This is a genomic window from Mycobacterium sp. 2-64, assembly GCF_035918375.1.
GTDB lineage: Bacteria > Actinomycetota > Actinomycetes > Mycobacteriales > Mycobacteriaceae > Mycobacterium > Mycobacterium intracellulare.
Map to the genome: position 1 here is coordinate 3047159 of NZ_CP142361.1, position 15566 is coordinate 3062724.

Genomic DNA, 15566 nt, shown 5'->3' on the forward strand with positions numbered 1-15566 from the left:
GATTCGCGAGCTGGTTGCCTCAGATCCTCCTCGGTGAGCACGGCCTCCAGCGGGCCTGATTCATCAGATGAACCCGGCGTAGTTCTGCCGTCTGGCGCATAAGCCCACGCCAGCCCTGGGTCAGATTGCACCGCAACATCTTTGATGTCGGCGCTTAACCGACTTATTCCATGAACGCGCGCGCTGCGTGCTCTGCGACGAGCATGAGCGGCGCGTTGGTATTGCCGGAAGTGGCGGCAACACCTATCGCACGTCGCCGCTTGGACGACCCGCATGGAGGTTCCACTGGCCGCAGTCGGGGGCCAGGACGTCGTTGACGTCCACTTCGAATCCGCCGACCTTCGGCCCGGGATTGGACGCGGTGCTCACGACGCGCTGGTAGAGAACAGCGGCGGGGTGGACCTGATCACCGGACCAGGCTCGAGTTTGCCAGGCCCACCGGCGGCCAGGTGTGCTCGAAGACCCGATAACGCCATCGGCCGCGGCCCACTGGCAGACCCTGACACCTCCGTAGACCCCAGTGCGCTGAACCCCAAGAACTGAGTTGATTCCGCGAAACCACGGCAGCGCGGTGTGAATCCAGGTGTTGCGGTTGATGTCCTCGTCGATGGTGAAGAAAATCGGCGCACTCTGGCCGCCGCCTGCCGCGGTGTGCAAACGCCAGGCGGTGCGCGCATCCGCGACGCCGCCCGCGTAGCCCCGCGTGAAGTCTGACGGTGTCGACCCGCCCGGCTTGCCGTATTGGTAGTTACTGACAATCACCAAACCCGCGGCTGTCAGTGAGTCGGCGTAGGACCGAGTGATGGGCTTGGCGCCAAACGAGGAGCCGGGGCGTGACAACGAGACGTAGTTGACCACCCCGCTATAGCCGGCAGCCCGGATCTGCTGCGCCGGAATCTGGTGTGCGGCAAAGTCGATCAGCTGAGGGGGAGCGGCGGTCGCTGTCGGCATGCCGCAGGCTACCGATGCGGCACCCAGACCGGCCAACGTGGCGGCGTAGCGCAGCGCGTCGCGCCGGGAGACAGTGCGCAATGGCACATCGGTGGCGGCAGAGGGCAAATTGCGCACGGCGCAAGGTTAAACATGTGACTGTTGTTACCGATAGTGCTGCGCCAGTCGAAACGCGGTTGCATGCCCAAATAGATACCAAGCGGTGATCGTTCGGCTATCACCGCGAAAGGACATGCGGGAGAACGACCTACCCTGCTGCGGCGCGGGAGGGAAAGATTAGCGCGGCGGTTCTCGGCGGGACGTTGATTTATCCTGCGAGCCCGCTGATAGCACGCCATACATCCGACTGCGGGGTTGAGTTGTCCGCACCCATTGATGGGAGAGCAGCGGATCAACTCCGAGTCTGACGGTGTCGATGTCATGCCCAACTCATGCCGCAGGACACCGATACTGATGGCAACGTCCGAGAGTGGAGCCTTCTCCCGATTACCCGACATAATGTCGCTTATCGGCATAATGCTGACCGGCGCAAAGCGGCTAGCGCGTCCGCGTCGGGGCTAAAACCGAGTCCCCGTAACCCGTGTCCAACTGCCTCCCATGGCGGCAAGCCCAACGCTCAAGGCAAATCTGTCGCGTGGGTACGGGCCAGTCGCGCGACGAACCAACTCTTGTGATCGTCTAATCGAGCGCTTCCGGACGACATCGGGCGCTAGCCCATTGAGTGATCCTCGGCCTCGCTCGCCTGACCGGCCTTTACCGCCATCATTACGTCACAGTGACGAATTGCGTTGCAGCGGCGGCACATAAGGCCCGCACCAATGTGCGGCCAATGCGGGTCCGACCCTGGGCGCGGACGCGCTACGGCCCCGATCCCACCTCGCCGCGCTCGGCGAGGGTACGTACGAGGCGCTACTCCGGCGGCGGGGGCGCCACCGGCTGGCACGCATTGGCCCCCGGGTTCCACCAGTTGCCCGGACCGCAATCAGGGGGTGCCGTCGGCTGGCACGCATTGGCCCCGGGATTCCACCAATTGCCAGGACCGCAATCAGGGGGCGGCGGTGCCACCGGCTGGCACGCATTGGCCCCCGGGTTCCACCAGTTGCCGGCACCGCAATCCGGGGGCTGGGCGGAGGCCACGCCGGACGATACCGCCGCCACGTAGGCCATTGGTCCTAATGCCACCGCCACGGTGCACACGACGCGACGAACGAACACACTCATCGAGCCCTCCCATCGCAGGCGTCCAGACTTTAGCTGGGCGTGAGTGTAAACCGACTACCCAATCCGGCGGCCTCGCAATCACTACCTCGCATCTTTACGCAGCGGCTTCCGGGCCCCCGCGAGGTGGGTGGGAATCCCCGACCCGCCCGATTCGTCACGGTGACGATTATGAAAGGCGGTAAGCGCTACTGCGATCACATCGTGGCCGGCTCGGCTTACGGACTCCTTCGTCGGGCGCAGAGAGCTCCACGAGACTGCGATCACCACGAGACAGTGTAAGGACATGGCGGAGAAGAGACACCGGGTCGCGCTACAGACCCCACCCGACCACCGTATCCCCTTCCCCACCGTGGAAAACCCTATGGCCTAATTACGTCACTGTGACGGAATTGCCTTGCGGCGCAGCCATACTGAGACGGTACGATGTCACGCGTTGCGATAGTGAACCATCGGAACGTGCGCCGTGACTGTCCCATCAATTGCGCGTCGGAAAATACATCTCCTGTTTCACCGTGCACACCAGTTCGCCGGTGCGGTTGAACATCGTCCCACTCGCCAGTGCCAGCGAACCGGCGCTACTCGGCGAGGACCGGTCGTAGAGAAGCCAATCCGACAACGCCGCCGGACCGTGGAACCACACCGAATGGTCGCGCTGCGCCGATCCCCCGACACCACCGCGTGCGGCATATGCCGGTTCGGTCAACGTCACCGCCGACAGGTACGCCACCAAGCTGGCGGTCAGCACCGGGTCATCGGGAACTCGCCCGTCGGGTCGCCACCACATCGGCGCGCGGGCGGGCGGAGCAGCCTCGGTGTCGATGATCCGGCGCTCGAACCAGCGCAGGCTCGCCCACCGCCCTTGGGCGCTCTCGTCGGATTCCGCGAGATGCGGGGCAACCCACGGCAGGGATTCCGGGCTGGAAGCCGGCGGCATAGGTGGCTGATAGACGACCTGCGCGGGAGCGAAATCGGCGACTTTGAACGACGACATGGCCTCCATCAGAATCTTGCCGTCTTGGCGTGCGGTGACCCGTCGAGCAGAAAACGTCCGGCCTTCTTGGAGGTCGACGACCTCGAAATCAACCGGGTGACGCGAGTCGCCGGACCGCAGGAAGTACGTGTGGACGCTGTGCGGCGTTCGGCCCGGTGCGGTATGGCTTGCCGCCAACAACGCCTGAGCCGAGATGTGCCCACCGAGTATATGGTTGGCGGGCGCGGGAAGCTGCCGCCCGACGAAGAGCCACTGATCGACTCGGTCGAGCTCCAAGGTGGCGAGCACGTCGCCGAGCGAAGATGACATCACGACGTATCTTGCCGGATCCTCACTCACGCGCTGAGTCGCCGGTACCGTTGCAGCCGCCGCAACGCCGGTGCCGACGCCGACCCCGACACAGGCTGCAGCGCGTCATCGAGCCGCGCGCGTACGGCGGGGATGTCGAGATGCATCCCGATCGCCACGAGGCAATTGGCCATTGCTCCCGACGGCGCCTTCGCGATGTGGACGGCGCCACCCACCAAGTTGATCACGTATTCGCGCACGGTCGCGCGCTCCCGCACAGCCACAATGCCTTTCATCCTGAACACCTGCGGAGGCGGCTGTTCGAGAAGATCGACCAGGGCGTCGGGGTCGATACAACCAGCGACGGCCACGGTGACCGCATCAGCATGGACGTGGTCATGCTCGTGCTCGGGCACCAAGTCCAGGAACGAGAGCTGGCCAACCTGTCCGGACGTGCCAGACGCGTCGAAGAGCAGCTCCGGGTCGATCCGGCCACCCGATGTGCCCACGACATGAATGTGCGGGTTCCGTTGCGCCGCACGCTGTGTGACGCGCTGCACCACAGCCGACCTCTCGCTGTCAGGCACTTGGTCGAGCTTGTTGACAACGATCAGCGACGCCGCACCATAGCGGACCGGCGGTAGCGTCCCGGAGTCGACGGTGTCGAAATGGTTCACCGCATCGACGACATCCACGAGTCCCCCCGGCCGGACCCCCCGTATCTCGCTGAAACCGATGATCCGCGCGATCGCCACGGGGTCGGCCAGACCACTGGCCTCGACGACGATGGCATCAAGGCGCCGGGCCGGATCCGCGAGTTTGACGAGTGCGTCGTCGAGCCCACCGCCATCGGGCAGGCAACAGATGCATCCGCCGGCGATCGAGGCCGGTTCGTCGACCTGACCGGCCACCAGAGAAGCGTCGATGTTGATGTCGCCGAAATCATTCACCACGACACCGATTCGGGTGCCGGGATGGCGCAACAAGTGGTTGAGCAGCGTCGTCTTGCCAGCGCCGAGATGACCGGTGAGCGCGATGACGGGTATCGCAGCCAATGCCCTACCTTCCGCACCGACATCCGGACGTCCGATGCTAACCGGCGCCATATCACGGTCGGATCGTGCCCCGCGGCACAGGAGATACTCACGCCCCGGCGCGTAATAGAGCATCCGCTCTGTTATGGTGGTTGCATGCCGCGGCCCCGCCTTCACGATCCCGACGCCGTACTCGACGCCGTCGAGGACCTGGTGGCGCGGTCGGGCCCGAGCGCGGTGACCATCCGGGCGGTCGGCGCGGCCGTGGGTGTCTCCAACGGCGCTGTGTACCACACGTTCACATCGCGGGGCGGGCTGATGGGCCAGGCTTGGCTGCGGGCTGGCCGGCGTTTCCTGGCGGTACAGACGGCACTTGTCGACGACGCCGCGACCGGTACCGACCCGGGCGGTCCCATCGAAGCGGTGGTGGCCGCCGCCGACGCGCCGGTGGTTTTCACTGAGCAATATCCCGGCTCATCGACGCTGTTGTTGCGTGTGCGCCGCGAGGAAGTACTCGCCGACGATGTCCCCGACGACATTGCCGACGAATTGCGACGCCTCGACAAACTTCTCGTCGATTTGATGGTGCGGCTTGCGGTCGCGGTGTGGGAGCGCAAGGACGCGGCGGCGGTGGACACGATAACCAGCTGCGTCGTCGACCTGCCCACCGCGTTGCTGCTTCGGCGAGACCGCCTCGGAAGCGCCACAGCGCGAGCGCATCTGCGCGCGGCCGTGCGCGCCGTGCTGGAGATCGGCCCTCCCGCCCCGCGGCAACGACGCGGCTGACCGATGAGAACCATGAAAGAAGTCAGGGGAACACATGGCTGTAAAACTGGATTACGACGACAAGATCGCCATCATCCGGCTGGGCGACGATGAGAACCGTTTCTCCCCAGCATTTTTGGATGACGTTGAGGCCGCGCTCGATCAGGTCATCTCGGACGGCGCCCTGGGGCTGGTCACCACCGCCGGCGGAAAGTTCTACTCCAACGGGCTGGATCTGGACTGGCTGAGCGCCCACACCGACCGGGGCTCCTGGTACATCAATCGGGTGCACCGGCTGCTCGCGCGCGTGCTGACGCTGTCCGTTCCCACCGCCGCCGCCGTGGTCGGTCACGCGTTCGGTGCCGGAGCAATGCTGGCGATCGCGCACGACTTTCGCGCCATGCGCGACGATCGCGGGTACTTCTGTTTTCCCGAGGTCGACATCCGCATTCCGTTCAACCCGGGCATGGCCGCGCTCATCCAGTCCAAACTCACTCCTCGCGCCGCGGTGGCCTCGATGACTACGGGCCGTCGGTTCACCGGGCCCGACGCAGCACAATTCGGCCTCGTCGACGTCGCCTGTCCGGCGGACGCGGTCACCGGCACGGCCGTCGACCAGATTCGCCCATTCGGAGGCAAGGACCCGGGCACGCTCGGAGCGATCAAACAGACGATGTTCGGTCACGTCGTGCGCGCACTGACCGACAGCGACGAGGCGCTCTGAAACGGGCTGTGCCGCTTGGCCAATGCGTCCGCAGCCGGGCCGACACGTGACGGCGCGAATACCGCTGAAACTCGTTCAAATTCCCACGCATGGACATTACCTGCGTCCTGTATGGTCAGCATGTCTGCCGGCGCGAGGGAACAGAGGCATCCGATGGCAAACGGCCTTCCCGATAACGCCTACACGTCGCCCCATGTCTTGGATCCCGGTCTTCGCAAAGTGGCTCGATTCCTGCCCCGGGGTTACGCCTTGCACCGCGGTCTGAAGCTGCAGCGCGCCATCATGAACCTGATGGGCAACGCCGGCCGCATCCGCACCGTGCCGGTGGCCGCGGTCAACGAGCACGTCAGCGTCCGCCTGCACCGTCCGGCCGGCCTTGCCGACCACGCACCGGCGCTGCTGTGGATCCACGGCGGCGGCACCATCATGGGCCACGCCGCCCAGGACGACAAGTATCTGCGCCAACTGTCTCAGCTCACCGGCGTCGCGATCGCGGCGGTCGAACACCGGCTAGCCCCCGAACACCCCTACCCGATACCGGTCGAGGACTGTTATGCGGCCCTGCTCTGGCTGGCGCGCCAGCCATGGGTGGACCCGGATCGAGTCGCCGTCGGCGGCGCCAGCGCCGGCGGGCATTTCGCCGCCGCGGTGGCGCAGCGGGCGCACGACCGCCAGGACGTCAAAATCGCTTTCCAAATGCTGGTGTATCCGATGCTCGACGATCGCACCGGCGCCCGGCGTGACGGCCCCAGGCGGATCATGTGGACCGAATCCGATAACCAATTGGCCTGGCAGTGGTACCTCAATGGGGCCGATCCCGAAGAGGCGGCACCGGCTCGCCGCAAGGATTTGTCGGGCTTGCCGCCCGCCTGGATCGGCGTGGGAACGCTGGACCTCTTTTACTCCGAGAGTCTGGAGTACGCGCGACGCCTGCGCGAGGCGGGCGTCCCGGTGCAGGAGGAGATCGTTCCGGGCGCGTTTCACGCGTTCGACCAGATCGCCGACAAGGCGGCGATCTCGGCGAAGTTCTTCCAAAGCCAATGCGACTATTTGCGGGGCGCCCTCACCCCCAGCGGATGACCGGCCCGAACCCACCTCTTGCACCACAGCGGCTGGCCGAATGATGTTGCGCAAGAACAGGGCTGGTGCGAGGCGGCGAGAACGCGGAACGCCGCCGCTCGCCCTGGACGGTGCCGGGCGGCCTCGCCTCCGCACCGCCAGATGGCACCTTTTGACTGCAAACTGTGCACAACGTGCAACTATATGAGTATGGCCAATCCCCTGGGGCTACGCGAGCGCCGCCGCCGGCAGACGAGCGCCGACATCCGCGACGCCGCCGTACGGCTCACGCTGGAACGGGGATTCGACAAGGTCACGGTCGACGAAATCTGCGCCGAAGCCGGCGTCTCGACCCGCACGTTCTTCAATTACTTCCCCAACAAAGAGTCCGCACTCGCCTACGGCCCCTCTGACATACCCGCCGAGCTGGCCGAGGATTTCGTCGCCGCCGGACCCGCCCCCTACTCGGTCGTCCTCGCGGAACTGATCACCCTGGCGGCACACCACCTGCGCGACGTCCCCCCTCGGCGCGAACACGCAGCTCACATGCTCGAACTCGCGAAGACTTCGCCCGCCGTCCTGGCGGCGTTCCTCGCCGATCTGGAACGATTCCAGAACCAGTTGACGGACATCATCGTCCGCCGCCAGGCGATGCAGCCCGACGACGAGATGGCCGCGCTGATTTCCGCGCTGGCGCTGACGGCGGTGCGGTCGGGCCTGGAACGCTGGGCGAGCGGGGAGGCGAGTGAAACCGCCGACACGCCGATGCCCTATGTTGAGCGTGCCGCCGCGCTGGTGAACAGCATCTTCACGAAGTGACCTGAAACACCAGCAGCAAATGTTGCATACACTGCAAGGTATGCACATCATGTACTATGCGCTGGTGGCGTTACCCGGGGAGGCTTCAGCAACAAGGTGAGCCGGGTGTCGCCGCCGGGGACGTCGGCAGTGGGGATGGGCGACTTTCACCGCGTTTGACGGTCTTGCGCGCACGAACCAAGCAATCCACGCAATTCGTTGTTGATCGGTGCGACTGTGGGCACTCACCTGTCCACGACCTCCAGTCGCGCAAACGCTGATCCGCGTCACGTCCGCGTGATGAGGAAGGGATCACCCAGGTGCAGATATCGAGACTTGTGCGCAACGCCTGGCTGCCGCTGTTGATCGTGGCGGTGGTGCTGGTCGGCGGGTTTGCCGTCGTTCGGGTCAAGTCGTTCTTCGGCGCGCACGACACGGGCGTCATGACCAGCCCGCGACTCGATGAGTCCAAGCCGTTCAAGCCCAAGGTCGTCAAATACGAGGTCTTCGGCTCGGCCGCCCAAGCCAACGTGAACTACCTGGATCTGTCCGCCGACCCGAAGCGGATCGACGGCGCGCCACTGCCGTGGACGCTGGTCCTGAGCACCACCGCCCCTTCGGTGTTCCCGAACCTCTCGGCACAAAGCGACGGCAACTCCCTCGGTTGCCGCATCACCATCGATGACGAAGTCAAGGACGAGAACCTCACCCACGGCGTACACGCCCTGACCTTCTGCATGGTGAAATCCGCATGAGCACAACGTTCAACGACGCCCGCACCGACACCATCCCCGTTGTCGACGAACCCGTTCGGGACAAGATCCCCCGGCTCATCCGGACGTTCGCCGTACCGATCATTCTCGGCTGGATCGCGATCATCGCGGTGCTCAACGTCTCCGTCCCCCAGCTGGAGGAGGTCGGCAAGATGCGCTCGGTGTCGATGGCACCGGATGACGCGCAGTCGGTCGTCGCCACCAAGCGCATGGGCGCGGTGTTCAACGAGTACAAGTCCAACAGCTCGGTGATGATCGTCCTCGAGGGCCAGAATCCGCTGGGCGCGGACGCGCACGCCTACTACGACGACATCGTCAAGAAGCTCGACGCCGACACCAAACACGTTGAACACGTACAGGATATGTGGAGCGATCCACTCACCGGAGCGGGCGCGCAGAGCAACGACGGCAAGGCCGCCTACGTCCAGGTCTACCTCGCCGGTAACCAGGGCGAGGCCTTGGCCAACGAGTCGGTGGAATCCGTCCAACACATCGTCAAGAGTGTGACCCCACCCAAAGGGGTGAAGGCCTACGTCACCGGTCCCGCGGCGTTGTCGGCGGACCAGCACGAGGCCGGCGACCGCAGCATGCAGCTCATCACCGCGGCCACGTTCACCGTCATCATCGCGATGCTGCTGTTGGTCTATCGCTCCGTCATCACGGTGCTGCTCACGCTGGTGATGGTGGTGCTCGAGCTGTCGGCCGCGCGCGGAATGGTCGCGTTCCTAGGCTATTTCCAGCTCATCGGGCTCTCGACGTTCGCCACCAACCTGTTGGTCACCTTGGGGATCGCGGCCGCCACCGACTACGCGATCTTCTTGATCGGCCGATATCAGGAAGCCCGCTCTATCGGCGAGTCCCGAGTAGATGCGTACTACACGATGTACAAGGGCACCGCGCACGTGGTGCTCGGGTCGGGCTTGACCATCGCCGGCGCCACCTTCTGCCTGCACTTCACCAACCTGCCCTACTTCCAGACGCTGGGTATCCCACTGGCGATCGGCATGGTGGTCGTCGTCGCGGCGGCGTTGACGCTGGGTCCCGCGGTCATCTCCGTGGTAATCCGCTTCGGTAAGACACTGGAACCCAAGCGCACGCAACGCATTCGGGGGTGGCGCAAGGTGGGTGCGCTCGTTGTGCGCTGGCCCGGCCCGATCCTGGTCCTCACCATCGGCGTGGCGTTGGTGGGCTTGCTGACCCTGCCCGGGTACCGGACCAACTACAACGACCGCAACTACCTACCGACGGACCTGCCGGCCAACGAGGGGTATGCGGCCGCGGATCGCCACTTCTCGCAGGCGCGGATGAACCCCGAGGTGCTGATGATCGAAAGCGACCACGATCTGCGGAATTCGGCGGACTTCTTGGTGATCGACAAGATCGCCAAGACGGTCTTCCGGGTCCCGGGCATCGGGCGCGTGCAGGCGATCACCCGCCCGCAGGGCACGCCGATCGAACACACGTCGATTCCCTTCCAGATCAGCATGCAGGGCGTCAGCCAGCAGATGAGCCAGAAATACCAAGAAGATCAGATGGCCGACATGCTGCACCAGGCCGACATGATGCAGACGACCATCGACAGCATGGAAAAGATGTCCAGCATCACCGTGCAGATGGCCAACGACATGCACGTCATGGTCAGGAAGATGCACGACATGACCATCGACATCAACGAATTACGCGACCACATGGCCGATTTCGAGGACTTCTTCCGGCCGATGCGCAGCTACTTCTACTGGGAAAAGCACTGCTATGACATCCCGGCGTGCTGGTCGCTGCGCTCGGTGTTCGACGGCCTCGACGGCATCGACACCATGACCGACGACATCGAAAGTCTGCTGCCGGTCATGGACCACCTGGACACCCTGATGCCCCAGATGGTGGCGCTGATGCCTTCCATGATCGAAAACATGAAGGCGATGAAAACGACCATGCTGACCATGTATTCGACCCAGAAGGGCCTGCAGGATCAGCAGAAAGAGGCGCAGAAGAACTCCAGCGCCATGGGTAAGGCGTTCGACGCCTCCAAGAACGACGACTCGTTCTACCTGCCCCCGGAGACCTTCAACAACAAAGAGTTCAAGAAAGGCATGAAGAACTTCATCTCCCCCGACGGGCACGCCGTGCGCTTCATCATCAGCCATGACGGCGATCCGATGTCGCAGGAAGGCATTTCGCACATCGGGGCGATCAAGAAGGCCGCCTACGAGGCGCTCAAGGGCACGCCGCTGGAGGGCTCCAAGATCTACCTCGCCGGCACCGCGTCGATCTACAAGGACCTCAGCGACGGCAACACCTACGACCTGTTGATCGCCGGAATCGCTTCGCTGTGCCTGATTTTCATCATCATGCTGCTCATCACGCGCGGTGTGGTGGCCTCGGCGGTCATCGTGGGAACGGTTTTGCTGTCGCTGGGCGCGTCCTTCGGACTGTCGGTGCTGATCTGGCAGCACCTCATCGGCATCGAACTGCACTGGATGGTGCTCGCGATGTCGGTGATCATCCTGCTGGCCGTGGGCGCCGACTATAACCTGCTGTTGGTCGCGCGGTTCAAGGAAGAGATCCACGCCGGCCTGAACACCGGCATCATCCGCTCGATGGGCGGCACCGGCTCGGTGGTCACCTCAGCCGGCCTGGTGTTCGCCTTCACGATGATGACGATGGCCGTCAGCGAGTTGACGGTCATCGGCCAGGTGGGGACCACCATCGGGCTGGGTCTGCTGTTCGACACCCTGATCGTGCGGTCGCTGATGACACCATCGATTGCGGCGCTACTGGGCAAGTGGTTCTGGTGGCCACAGCACGTGCGTCAACGGCCGGTCCCCTCGCCGTGGCCCAAACCCGCCGCCAAAGAACGCGAATCGGTAACCGCGCACGCCTGACGCTCGAGAGTGCACCTGCCGACGGTCCCACTCGGGATCCCGTCGGCAGTTGCGCTTTCGCGGCAGATGACTCCTACGTGACCCAGTCCGGCTGCGCGTCGGTCTCCACGTTGGCGAAGTCCTTGTGCCCCAGTCCGGCGGTGGTGCCGCCGTCGACGACGAACTCCGAGCCGGTGGAGTAGCTGGACTCGTCGCTGGCCAGATAGACCACGAGGTTGGAGACCTCCACGGGTTGGGCGGCCCGGCCCAGCGCCGTTTGGAAGATGTCGTCGGGGACCCAATCGGTCATCGGGGTCTTGATGAGCCCGGGGTGAATGGAGTTCACCCGGATTCCGCTGGGCCCCAGTTCCAGTGCGGCCGACTTCGTCAGCCCGCGCACCGCGAATTTGGTTGCGGTGTAGCCGTGGCAGGCGATGGTGCCGGCCATGCCTTCGATCGAGGAGATGTTGATGATCGATCCCCGGCCCGCTTCCTTCATCGGCTTCACCACGGCGCGGATGCCGAGAAACACCCCCGTCAGGTTGATGTCGAGAATGCGCTGCCACTCCGAGAGCGCGTAGTCCTCCAGCGTGCCGATGTTGATGATGCCCGCGTTGTTGACCAGCACGTCGATGCGGCCGAACTCGCCCAGGGCGGTCGCCACCGCCGCGTCCCAATCCTGCGGCTTGGTCACGTCGAGGTGCAGGTAGCGGACCGCTTGGAAATGGGGGTCGACCTCGGCCGCCACCGCCTTGCCCTCGTCGTCGAGGATGTCACCGAACACCACCCTGGCTCCCTCGGCGACCAGCGACCGCACGTGCGATGCACCCATCCCCCGGGCGCCGCCGCTGATGAGCGCGACCTTTCCCGCCAACCGTTCTGCCACTGCGCTTCTCCTGTCCTCTGAGTTCGTCTCTGCACCATACGTTCCGGAGGCAATGTATGGCCATAGCCAAACGCCGGGTCAGGAGTCGTAGGCGCGCAGCAGCGCCCGAGTGCGGGCCCGGCCCTCCGGTGACGGATCGAATGCCGCCGCAACATACTCGTCGACGCCCGCGGCGCGCAGCTCGTCGAGCCGGCCGCGCACGGTGTCCTCGTCGCCGATGATGGCGGCATCCTGCGGCCCCGCGTAGCCCTCGCGGTCGAGCATCGCACGGTACGACGGCAACTCGCCGTAGATGGCGAACTGTTCGGCCGCCTGCTTGCGGACGGCGTCGACATCGTCGGTGACGCTGACGGGCAACGACGCGGCGACACGCACCTCGTCCTCCCGGCCGGCATCGGCGGCCGCCCGCCGCAGCGTCGGGCCGACATGTTCGGCCAGCGTCTTGGGGCCGGTCATCCAGGTGCAGGTGCCCGACGTGCGCCGCCCGGCGACCTTGAGCAGCTGCGGGCCCAGGGCCGCGATGTACACGTCGGGCTTCGGCGCCCCGGTGATCATCAGGGCACCGCGGGTGGTCACAATCTCCCCCGCGGCGGCGGCGGGTTCACCGGCCAGCAGGGGCAACAACCCGTCAAGGTACTCGTTCAGCCTGCGCACCGGCTTGTCCCACGGGATGCCCCACATCCCTTCGGTCACCGCCTGATGGGTCATGCCGAGCCCGAGCGTGAACCGGCCACCCGAGGCGAGGCTCAGCGTGAGGGCACGCTGCGCCATGAGCATCGGATGCAGATTCTGGATCGGCACCACACCGCTGGCCACCTCGATCGTGTCGACCTCGTGCAGCGCGATGGCCAGAATCGTGAGAAGGTCTGGCTCATAGGGCAATTGGCTCATCCACACCCGCGTGAAGCCCTCGTCGCGCAGCATAGCGAGGTTGGCGATCGTCGCGTCGATCGGCGATTGACCGCCCGATCCGCTGAGTTGCCCGAACATGGAGATCTGCATGACCATCACGCTCCTTCGCGTCGCCTTCGGGAAGGTTATCGCCCTTCCCCGGGGCGCACCCGAGCGGAGGTCGCCGAGCCCGGCTCAGCCGACGACGTCGAAGACCGCGGTAGCCGAGGTGACGGCCTTGTCGGCGTTGCCTTCGTCGTGCAGCAGCATGCGCACGCCGACGCGCCCGGGCCCGCCAGGATGCGCGGTGCCCTCGACCCGGAATGGACCCACCTTGCCGCGCGACATGAACATCACGTGCCAGCTCACGACCTGCAGCTTTCTGGTTCCCGCGACCTCGGCGGCCAAATCGATTGCGGCGGTCTCGAGGACGACGTGCTGGGGCCCGATGTGCAACGCCGCATCCGGTGACGCGAGTTCGGTGCTGAGCTCGGGCAGGACCCAATGGCCGTCGCCGCGACGGCTGGCGCCGAAGGCCCGCCACAGCGGGGGCAGATCCGGTGAGTCCTCGATCACCAGCTCCGTGCCCGAAACATCCATCCTGTCCAGGCCTTCGGGCGGGATGCCGATGATCGCTCCCTGCCCCTCGTTGAAGGCGATCACCCGCTGCGGGTTATCGGCGTCGACGATCGTGCAGCGCCCGTAGCCCATGGTGCGGCCCTGGTGCACGATGCCCGACCCGACGATCTCCACCCGCGTCACGTCGTAGCCGGGGTCGACGATCTGTACCGACGCGATCACCGGGTTGGGCACGGCGACCATGTCGGTCTGGCAGCCCTCCGGGGAGGAAATGGCCAACGGCGCCACCATGATTCCGCCCGCCTCGTTGCGCATGTCGCGGCGGATGGTGACGGTGTCGTCGGTCTCGCCGAGATTCATCGACGAGTGTTTGCGGCCGATATAGCGGTAGCTCAGCAGGCCCGTCCAGCGTCGGTACAGTTCGTCGCGGTAGGCGTCGGCGTCCCCCGCCAACTCTCGGATGTCACGAAGCTGGTCGCTCAATTCCGTTCTCCTCCCGGACTTTTGCCGTGTCGCACCTGATTGAACGGCACGCCTCGGTCATCGGCGCGCTCGCGCGGAAAGTTCAGCACCCGCTCGCCGATCACGTTGCGCGCCATCTCGGTGGTGCCACCGCCGATGCTGGCGGTCTGCCGGCCCAGATAGCGCGTCCCGATATCGAGGAGTGCGCCGTCGTCCGCGACCACGGCCGACGTCCCGGACACGGCAAGGGCGGTGTCGGTTTCCACGTCGTGCACCGCGGCCATGGATAGCCGGATGATCGATCCCGCGGCTGGCGGCAGGACGCCGCCGGCGACGGCATGAAAGACGTGCTCGCTGAGCTGGCCGTGGACCGTGCGGTGAACCAGGGCCCGACCGATCATCTCCCGGACCCGCTCGCTGTCGTGCTGGTCGGTCTTGTCGACCAATGCCAGCAGGTCGACCGAAACATCTTCGGCCTCAGCGATTCCCGGCCCACTGGTGTACTCCGAACCGTCGCCCATGCTGCGGCGTTCGTGGTAGAGCTGGCGCGACGCAACCTCCCAGCCCTTGCCCGGCTCGCCGACAACGGCGTCATCCCCCACGTCGACGTCGTCGAAGAACTCTTCGCAGAACTCGATCGACCCGTTGACCTGTTCAACGCGGTTGATCGTGATGCCGGGATGCCGAAGCGGCACCAGGAACATCGTGAGACCGTCGTGCTTGGGCACGTCCCAGTTGGTGCGGGCCAGGCACAGCCCGTAATCGGCGGCGAATGCCCAGGTGCTCCAGGTCTTGGCGCCGTTGATGATCCACCGGCCGTCGCGGTGTTCGGCGCGGGTGATGACGCCCGCCAGGTCCGATCCCCCGCTGGGCTCCGAGAGCAGCTGCACCAGGACCTCGTCGCCGCGCAGCGCGGCCGGGATGTGGGTTTGCTTTTGCTCCTCGCTGCCCATATCGAGGATCGTGGCGCAGCAGATGGCGAAGGACGGGACGTTGAGCAGAAGCGGCGTCTCATAGCCGAGCGACTCGGCGTCGAAGGCCTTCTTGTATTCGTAGCTCAGCCCCAGGCCGCCATACTCACGCGGGAAGCAGATGCCGGCGAATCCGCCCTCCCACAGGAGCTTCTGCAATTCGCGGGCCCGGTGCCAGGCCGGCAGCTGATCGCGCTGAAGCGACACCGCCTCGGCCGGATCGAGTCGCGGCATGTTCGCGGCGAGCCAGGCCCTGGCCCGGCGCCGAAATTCCTCGACCGACTCGGAAGTCACCGGCTGGCCTCTCACTCG

The 15566-nt window shown here is 65.4% G+C and carries 13 protein-coding genes; 6 read left to right on the plus strand and 7 right to left on the minus strand.

All coding sequences use genetic code 11. The annotated features are described in order from the left end of the window. Window positions 1-243: 243 nt before the first annotated feature. The 3 genes from QGN31_RS14410 to QGN31_RS14420 all read right to left on the minus strand — a co-directional run bounded on the left by QGN31_RS14410 (window position 244) and on the right by QGN31_RS14420 (window position 4506). Window positions 244-1068: a DUF1906 domain-containing protein gene (locus QGN31_RS14410; RefSeq protein WP_201407225.1), complete on the minus strand. Its 825-nt coding sequence runs from the start codon at window positions 1066-1068 to the stop codon at window positions 244-246. A 1579-nt stretch (window positions 1069-2647) separates the two neighbouring features. Beyond that, the gene (locus tag QGN31_RS14415; RefSeq protein WP_043955721.1) at window positions 2648-3472 is read right to left on the minus strand and encodes an acyl-CoA thioesterase; all 825 of its coding nucleotides are present in this window, start codon (window positions 3470-3472) and stop codon (window positions 2648-2650) included. A gap of 26 nt (window positions 3473-3498) precedes the next feature. Next, entirely contained in the window at window positions 3499-4506 is a 1008-nt protein-coding gene (locus QGN31_RS14420; RefSeq protein ID WP_014941879.1) for a CobW family GTP-binding protein, read from the minus strand. A 135-nt stretch (window positions 4507-4641) separates the two neighbouring features. Here QGN31_RS14420 and QGN31_RS14425 point away from each other — a divergent pair, with 135 nt between their 5' ends. The 6 genes from QGN31_RS14425 (at window position 4642) to QGN31_RS14450 (ending at window position 11486) form a co-directional block, all read left to right on the plus strand. Beyond that, a complete protein-coding gene (locus QGN31_RS14425; protein ID WP_008256519.1) occupies window positions 4642-5271 on the plus strand; it encodes a TetR/AcrR family transcriptional regulator in 630 nt (209 codons plus the stop codon). Window positions 5272-5305: 34 nt separating this feature from the next. Next, window positions 5306-5974 carry an enoyl-CoA hydratase-related protein gene (locus tag QGN31_RS14430; protein WP_008256518.1) on the plus strand — a complete coding sequence of 223 codons (669 nt, stop codon included), beginning with the start codon at window positions 5306-5308 and terminating at the stop codon, window positions 5972-5974. Between the two features lie 153 nt (window positions 5975-6127). Further along, window positions 6128-7054, plus strand: coding sequence for an alpha/beta hydrolase (locus tag QGN31_RS14435; protein WP_008256517.1), 927 nt, complete (start codon window positions 6128-6130; stop codon window positions 7052-7054). Between the two features lie 189 nt (window positions 7055-7243). After that, window positions 7244-7852: a TetR family transcriptional regulator gene (locus QGN31_RS14440; protein ID WP_008256516.1), complete on the plus strand. Its 609-nt coding sequence runs from the start codon at window positions 7244-7246 to the stop codon at window positions 7850-7852. 299 nt (window positions 7853-8151) lie between these two features. Then, window positions 8152-8586 carry an MmpS family transport accessory protein gene (locus QGN31_RS14445; protein ID WP_269147570.1) on the plus strand — a complete coding sequence of 145 codons (435 nt, stop codon included), beginning with the start codon at window positions 8152-8154 and terminating at the stop codon, window positions 8584-8586. Then, entirely contained in the window at window positions 8583-11486 is a 2904-nt protein-coding gene (locus QGN31_RS14450; RefSeq protein ID WP_008256513.1) for an MMPL/RND family transporter, read from the plus strand. The genes QGN31_RS14445 and QGN31_RS14450 overlap by 4 nt, the downstream gene beginning before the upstream one ends. A 73-nt stretch (window positions 11487-11559) precedes the next feature. On the opposite strand, the gene QGN31_RS14455 is transcribed toward QGN31_RS14450, so the two are convergent. The 4 genes from QGN31_RS14455 to QGN31_RS14470 all read right to left on the minus strand — a co-directional run bounded on the left by QGN31_RS14455 (window position 11560) and on the right by QGN31_RS14470 (window position 15548). Next, window positions 11560-12351, minus strand: coding sequence for an SDR family oxidoreductase (locus QGN31_RS14455; RefSeq protein ID WP_014384665.1), 792 nt, complete (start codon window positions 12349-12351; stop codon window positions 11560-11562). 78 nt (window positions 12352-12429) lie between these two features. Further along, window positions 12430-13359, minus strand: coding sequence for a TIGR03564 family F420-dependent LLM class oxidoreductase (locus tag QGN31_RS14460; protein ID WP_008256508.1), 930 nt, complete (start codon window positions 13357-13359; stop codon window positions 12430-12432). Between the two features lie 78 nt (window positions 13360-13437). Beyond that, window positions 13438-14304: a hypothetical protein gene (locus tag QGN31_RS14465; RefSeq protein ID WP_014941877.1), complete on the minus strand. Its 867-nt coding sequence runs from the start codon at window positions 14302-14304 to the stop codon at window positions 13438-13440. Further along, the gene (locus QGN31_RS14470) at window positions 14301-15548 is read right to left on the minus strand and encodes an acyl-CoA dehydrogenase family protein (protein ID WP_014941876.1); all 1248 of its coding nucleotides are present in this window, start codon (window positions 15546-15548) and stop codon (window positions 14301-14303) included. The genes QGN31_RS14465 and QGN31_RS14470 overlap by 4 nt, the downstream gene beginning before the upstream one ends. Window positions 15549-15566: the final 18 nt, after the last annotated feature.

Bases quoted from the DNA above. Each gene is read 5' to 3' on its own strand.
- QGN31_RS14415 (WP_043955721.1), bottom strand. From the start codon at position 3,472: ATGTCATCTTCGCTCGGCGACGTGCTCGCCACCTTGGAGCTCGACCGA.
- QGN31_RS14440 (WP_008256516.1), top strand. From the start codon at position 7,244: ATGGCCAATCCCCTGGGGCTACGCGAGCGCCGCCGCCGGCAGACGAGC.
- QGN31_RS14430 (WP_008256518.1), top strand. From the start codon at position 5,306: ATGGCTGTAAAACTGGATTACGACGACAAGATCGCCATCATCCGGCTG.
- QGN31_RS14450 (WP_008256513.1), top strand. From the start codon at position 8,583: ATGAGCACAACGTTCAACGACGCCCGCACCGACACCATCCCCGTTGTC.
- QGN31_RS14435 (WP_008256517.1), top strand. From the start codon at position 6,128: ATGGCAAACGGCCTTCCCGATAACGCCTACACGTCGCCCCATGTCTTG.
- QGN31_RS14460 (WP_008256508.1), bottom strand. From the start codon at position 13,359: ATGGTCATGCAGATCTCCATGTTCGGGCAACTCAGCGGATCGGGCGGT.
- QGN31_RS14425 (WP_008256519.1), top strand. From the start codon at position 4,642: ATGCCGCGGCCCCGCCTTCACGATCCCGACGCCGTACTCGACGCCGTC.